Source organism: Bradyrhizobium sp. PRIMUS42 (assembly GCF_023006515.1).
In the GTDB taxonomy this organism is placed as follows: domain Bacteria; phylum Pseudomonadota; class Alphaproteobacteria; order Rhizobiales; family Xanthobacteraceae; genus Bradyrhizobium.
In genome coordinates this window covers 1-6,076 of the sequence record NZ_JALBGZ010000387.1, presented here as the reverse complement: position 1 = coordinate 6,076, position 6,076 = coordinate 1, and the positions used below count along the sequence as shown (strand labels likewise).

Annotated in this window: 4 protein-coding genes; 2 read left to right on the top strand and 2 right to left on the bottom strand. The window is 65.2% G+C overall.

Going from position 1 to position 6,076, the window contains the following annotated elements:
* Positions 1-180: 180 nt before the first annotated feature.
* The gene (locus MOV75_RS24280) at positions 181-972 is read right to left on the bottom strand and encodes an ABC transporter substrate-binding protein (protein ID WP_246921437.1); all 792 of its coding nucleotides are present in this window, start codon (positions 970-972) and stop codon (positions 181-183) included.
* Between the two features lie 245 nt (positions 973-1,217).
* Here MOV75_RS24280 and MOV75_RS24275 point away from each other — a divergent pair, with 245 nt between their 5' ends.
* Positions 1,218-2,411, top strand: coding sequence for an efflux RND transporter periplasmic adaptor subunit (locus MOV75_RS24275; RefSeq protein WP_246921433.1), 1,194 nt, complete (start codon positions 1,218-1,220; stop codon positions 2,409-2,411).
* A gap of 11 nt (positions 2,412-2,422) precedes the next feature.
* Positions 2,423-5,572 carry an efflux RND transporter permease subunit gene (locus MOV75_RS24270; protein WP_246921430.1) on the top strand — a complete coding sequence of 1,050 codons (3,150 nt, stop codon included), beginning with the start codon at positions 2,423-2,425 and terminating at the stop codon, positions 5,570-5,572.
* Positions 5,573-5,764: 192 nt separating this feature from the next.
* On the opposite strand, the gene MOV75_RS24265 is transcribed toward MOV75_RS24270, so the two are convergent.
* A partial coding sequence (locus MOV75_RS24265) for a universal stress protein (protein ID WP_247006750.1) occupies positions 5,765-6,076 on the bottom strand: 312 nt, incomplete at its 5' end.

Below are 6,076 nucleotides of genomic sequence, written 5' to 3'. Positions count from 1 at the left end.
AAACTCGCGCTCGGTCGCGGTTACCGCACGCGACACGCTCGAATGGCTCCGCACCAGCAACGGCCCGGTCGTCGGGCTCACCGCCGAAGACGAGCGGGACGTGCTTGCGGCGTGGCATGCCCATGCGACCGCTGCGACCGGGATCTAGCCCGATCTCGCGCAAACCAAACCGACCTCTCCCTACTCCGTCCGGATCGGCGCGTCCTTCAGGCCATTATCGTCGTAGGCCTTGCGCAGCGTGCCGTTCGTCGTCGCATCCGTCATGAACGTCGTGACGAAGGTCAGTGCTTGATGATGGCCGAGCGGCACGGCGACGGCCGTCACCGTCTTCTTGAACGTCTCGTCCAGCACCCTGGTGCCGGGAATCTTCTGGGCCATCTTGTTGAGCTGATCGCGCGACAGCGCGAAGGCGTCGATCTCGCCGCTCCTCAGCAGGCCGAAGATCTCGTCATAGGTCTGATAGCCCGTGACCTTCGCATGCTTTAGATGCGCGATCGCGCCGCGCATGGTCGTGGTGGCGTTGACGGCGGCCACCTTGATGCCGGGCTGGTCGAGGCCGGCGAAGTTCGTGACGTTCGAGCCCGGCTTGACGATGTAGGTGGCGTCCGCGACCTCGTAGATCGGCCCGAACAGCATCTTGGTCTCGCGCTCGGGATCTTTGGGCAGCCAGGTGACGTCCCAGGTCCCCTGGCCAGCGGCATCGGTGATCTGTCCGGAATTCTGGTGCACGACATATTCGACTGACACGCCGAGCTGGACGGCCATCGCCTTGCCGAGATCGACGGGAACGCCGGCATAGCCGGCATCGGTCCTGGTCGACCAGAATGCGCCGCCTGCGGGGCTGATTGCGATCGCGACCCGCAGCTTGCCGGTCGGCGCGATCTCGTCCTTCAGAGCGTCAGCTAGCGCGGGCATCGCAACCGCCGCGGCGAGAAGGAGGCCGGCGAGGGCCGACCGAAATGGCGTTGGCATGTCATGGTCTCCTCACCTTTTCTTCTTGGCTTCTTCCCGGCTGGCTCGCGCACCGTGACACGGTCTTTGACATAATTCTGGTCGATCGTGCGCTCGGTGAAAAGCGGTTTGTCATGACAAATCTGTCAAAGGCCACACCGCCCCGGGCAGCGCAAGGCCTGCGACTGCCATAGCCATGGTGTTTCACGGCCGGACATTTGTTGGTAGCCTGTCGCACCGACAGACGATACTCGGGGGGCTACCGAATGACCTCATCGAATCCCGAATCTCCCGAACGGCGCAATGAAGTGTGGAGACAGGCTGGGCGGACACTCGCCGCCACGGCCGTCGTGATCGCGCTGACGGGTTGCGAGGACAAGAACACGTTCGTGGCACCCCCGCCCCCCAAGGTGGAGGTGGCAACGCCGGTGCAGCGTCCGGTCACGCGCTACATCGAGGCCACCGGCAACACCGCGCCGATCAAGAGCGTCGACCTCGTGGCGCGGGTGCAGGGCTTTCTGCAATCGATCGACTATCAGGACGGCAGCTTCGTCAAGCAGGGCACCCAGCTCTTCACGATCGAGCCGGAGACCTATAAGCTCAAGCTCGAGCAGGCGCAGGCGGCCGAGACCGGCGCGCAGGCCACGGTCAAGCAGGCGGAAGCGGACTTCAAGCGGCAGGTCGAGCTGGTGCAGCGCCAGGCGGTCTCGCAGTCGACGCTCGATACCTCGACGTCGACCCGCGACAACGCGCAGGCCAGTCTCTCGCAGGCCCAGGTCAACACCAAGCTCGCCCAGGTGAACTACGGCTACACCAACGTGACCGCGCCGTTCGACGGCATCGTCAGCGCCCACATGGTCTCGGTCGGCGAGCTCGTCGGCGTGTCCTCCCCGACCCAGCTTGCGACCATCGTCGCGATGGACCCGATCTGGGTAAACTTCACGGTCAACGAGCAGGACGTCCTTCGCATTCGCGCCGAAGCGGCCCGCCGCGGGCTGACCGTCGCCGACCTCAAACAGTTGCCGGTCCAGGTGGGCCTCCAGACCGAGACTGGATATCCGCATGAAGGCCACCTCGACTACGTCTCGCCGACCCTCAATACATCGACGGGCACGCTCGCGGTGCGCGGCGTCGTGCCCAACGACAAGCGGGCGCTGCTGCCAGGTTATTTCGTCCGCGTCCGCGTGCCCTTCGACCAGGAGAAGAGCGCCCTGCTCGTCCCCGACACCGCGCTCGGCAGCGATCAGGGCGGCCGCTATCTCCTTGTCGTCAATAACGACAACATCGTCGAGCAGCGCAAGGTGCAGATCGGCCCCGTCGACAACGGGCTGCGCGTGATCGAGAGCGGCTTGAAGCCGGAGGACCGCGTGGTGATCGCTGGGCTGCTGCGGGTGATTCCGGGCCAGAAGATCGATCCGCAAGCAACGAAGATCGAGCAGCCACAGGCGTCTGCCAAGTAGGAGCCGCCGCCATGATCTCAAAGTTCTTCATCGAGCGGCCGGTCCTCTCGAACGTCATCGCGCTGTTGATGATCCTGATCGGCGGCGTCGCGCTGTTCAATCTCGCCGTCGCGCAATATCCGGATGTGGTGCCGCCGACCGTGCAGGTCACCACGCGCTATCCCGGCGCCAGCGCCAAGACCGTGATCGACACGGTTGCCTTGCCGATCGAGCAGCAGGTCAACGGCGTCGAGGACATGCTCTACATGCAGTCCTACAGCGGCTCGGACGGCACCTACACGCTGACCGTGACCTTCAAGATCGGCACCGACCTCAACTTCGCGCAGGTGCTGGTGCAGAATCGCGTGTCCAGCGCGCTGTCCCAATTGCCGAGCGCCGTGCAGAATCAGGGCGTCACCGTGCAGAAGCGATCGACCTCGATCCTGCTGTTCGTGACGCTGACCTCGCCGGACTCCAGATACGACAGCCTCTACTTAAGCAACTACGCCACCATCAACATCCGCGACGAGCTCTCCCGCCTGCCCGGCGTCGGCAACGTCACCGTATTCGGCGCCGGCCAGTATTCGATGCGGGTCTGGCTCGATCCGAACAAGCTTCAGGTCCGCGGTCTGGTGCCGCAGGACGTCATCAACGCAATCCAGCAGCAGAGCCAGCAGGTCTCCGCCGGTCAGGTCGGCGCACCGCCGACGCCGCCGGGTCAGGCGTTCCAGTACACGCTTAACGTCAACGGCCGGCTCGACGACACCAGCCAGTTCGAGAACATCATCGTCAAGTCCGGCACCAGCGGCGACGTTACGCGGGTGCGCGACGTCGGCTGGGTCGAATTGGGCGCGCAGACCTACAGCCAGATCTTCTCGCTCAACAAGCAGCCGGCCACCGGCATCGGCGTGTTCCAGTCGCCCGGCGCCAACGCGCTCCAGGTCGAGCAGGCCGTCGAGAAGAAGATGGCGGAGCTCGCCAAGCGGTTCCCGGAAGGCATCAGATACGACACGCCGTTCGACACCACCAAGTTCGTCGAAGCCTCGGTGCACGAGGTCTACATGACCTTGATCGAGGCCGGCCTGCTCGTGCTGGTCGTGATCCTGGTCTTCCTGCAGGACTGGCGCGCGATGCTGGTGCCGGCAACCACCGTGCCTGTCACCATCATCGGCGCGTTCGCCGCGATGGCGGCGCTCGGCTTCACCATCAACATGTCGACCCTGTTTGCGATCGTGCTGGCGATCGGCATCGTGGTCGACGACGCCATCGTCGTGGTCGAAGGCGCGGCGCACAACATCGAGCAGGGCATGAACGGCCACGACGCCGCGATCAAGGCAATGGACCAGCTGTTCGCGCCGATCGTCGGCATCACCCTGGTGCTGATCTCGGTGTTCTTGCCGGCCTCGTTCCTCGCCGGCCTCACCGGGCGCATCTATTCGCAATTCGCGCTGGTGATCGCGGCGACCGCGCTTCTCTCCGCCATCAACGCGGCAACATTGAAGCCGACGCAATGCGCGCTGTGGCTCCGGCCGACGGTGCCGCCGGAGCAGCGCAATTTCTTCTACCGGGGCTTTAACGCGGTCTATAACCGTATCGAGCGCGGCTACACACGGCTGATCACGTTCCTGTGCAGGCACGCGACGGTCTCAGTGGCTTTCGCGCTTCTGGTCATCGCAGCCAGCGGCTACGGTCTGTCGCGGGTGCCGACCGGCTTCCTGCCGATCGAGGACCAGGGCTACCTGATCGCCGCCGTCCAGTTACCCGATGGAGCTGCGCTTGAGCGCACCCAGACGGTGCTCGACCGGGCGAGCGAGATCATCAAGGATACGCCCGGCGTCCAGCAGGTCATCACCATCGCCGGCATCTCCGCGCTCGACAACAGCGCCAGCCTTGCCAATGCCGGCGTCGCCTACATCATCCTGAAGGACTGGGAGGCGCGCAAAGGCCCCGGCGAGGATCTGCGCTCGCTGGTGTACGGGCTCAACGACAAGCTCGCGACCATCATGGAAGCGCGCACGCTGGTGCTGCCCCCGCCGCCGATCCAGGGCATCGGCAACGCCGCCGGCTTCTCGATGCAGGTCGAGCTGCGCGACGGCAACAGCGATTTCGCCAAGCTGCAGGCGATCACCGGGGCGATGGTCTCGAACGGCCAGAGCCAGAGCGCGCTGCAGCGCGTGCAGTCCTCGTTCCGCTCGTCGGTGCCGCAATTCAACGTCGAGATCGACCGCGTCAAGACCCAGACGCTGCACGTCACCACCGATCAGGTGTTCTCGGCGCTGTCGACCTATCTCGGCTCGTCCTTTGTCAACCAGTTCAACAAATTCGGCCGCGTGTTCCAGGTCTACACCCAGGCCGATCCCGCCTTCCGCGTCACCGAGCGCGACATCGCCAACATGCAGGTTCGCAACTCGAACGGCGACATGATCCCGATCGGCACCGTCGCCAAGATCACGCCCGCCACCGGCCCGTCGCTGATCAGCCTCTACAACCTCTATCCGTCCTCGACCGTGATCGGCCTGCCGGCACAGGGGTATTCTTCCGGCCAGTCGTTGAAGCTGATGGAGGAGATCGCGGAGAAGACGCTGCCACCGGGCACCGGCTATGAATGGACCGCGATGTCCTATCAGGAGAAGGCGGTCTCGAACCAGATCTACTGGGTGTTCGGCCTCGCCATGCTGCTGGTCTATCTCGTGCTCGCCGGCCAGTACGAGAGCTGGTACGCGCCGATCTCGGTGATCCTCGCGGTGCCGCTGTCGCTGCTCGGGCCGATGCTGATCCTCTCCGGGCTCAAGATCGACAATAACCTTTATTGCCAGATCGGCCTGATCCTCCTGATCGCGCTGTCGGCCAAGAACGCGATCCTGATCGTCGAAGTCGGGCTCGAGCTGCACAATCGCGACGGCAAGCCGGTGCTGGAGGCCGCGATCGAGGCGGCGCGCGCTCGCTTCCGCCCGATCCTGATGACCTCGTTCGCCTTCATCCTCGGTGTGGTGCCCTTGGTGCTCGCGACCGGCGCCGGCGCCAGCGCGCGCAAGTCGATCGGCATCACCGTATTCTCCGGCATGCTGGCCTCGACCTGCCTGGCGGTGCTGTTCGTGCCTGCTTTCTTCGTGGTGGTGCAGCGGTTCGAGAACTGGCGGGCGAGCAAGAAGGCGCCGAAGGGGGCGGAGGTGAAGCCCTAAGAGCCGTTGGGTCGGATCAGCGGCGCTGCACGCTCGGTGTAACCTCTCCCGCCTGCGGGAGAGGTCGGCGCGAAGCGCCGGGTGAGGGTTTTTTCCTCTGGGGGAGTGTCCCAATGCGGGGAAAGCCCTCTCCCCGCCCCTCTCCCGCAAGCGGGAGAGGGAGCGCACCGCCCACACGGATATGGCTTGCCCCTAGCCCTTCTCCGCCGGAGCCTGCCGGGCCTCGCCGCTCGACACCAGCAGCACCGAGACCTTCGACTGCCTGAGGACGGCGTCGGCGACGCCGCCGAAGGACAGATGATCGCCCTGGATGCGGTCGACGCCCATGACCACGAGATCGATGTCGGTGGTCTCGATCTCGCGCAGGATCGCGGCCTCCGGCGCCCGGTTCACCCGCAGCGTGGTGGTGATGTCGACGTCGTAGCGGGCGGCGAGATCGCTGGCGTCCTTCAGGATGCCCGCCTCCTGGCTGAGGCCACGGGAGGCCCCGCGCTGCGTGCCCTT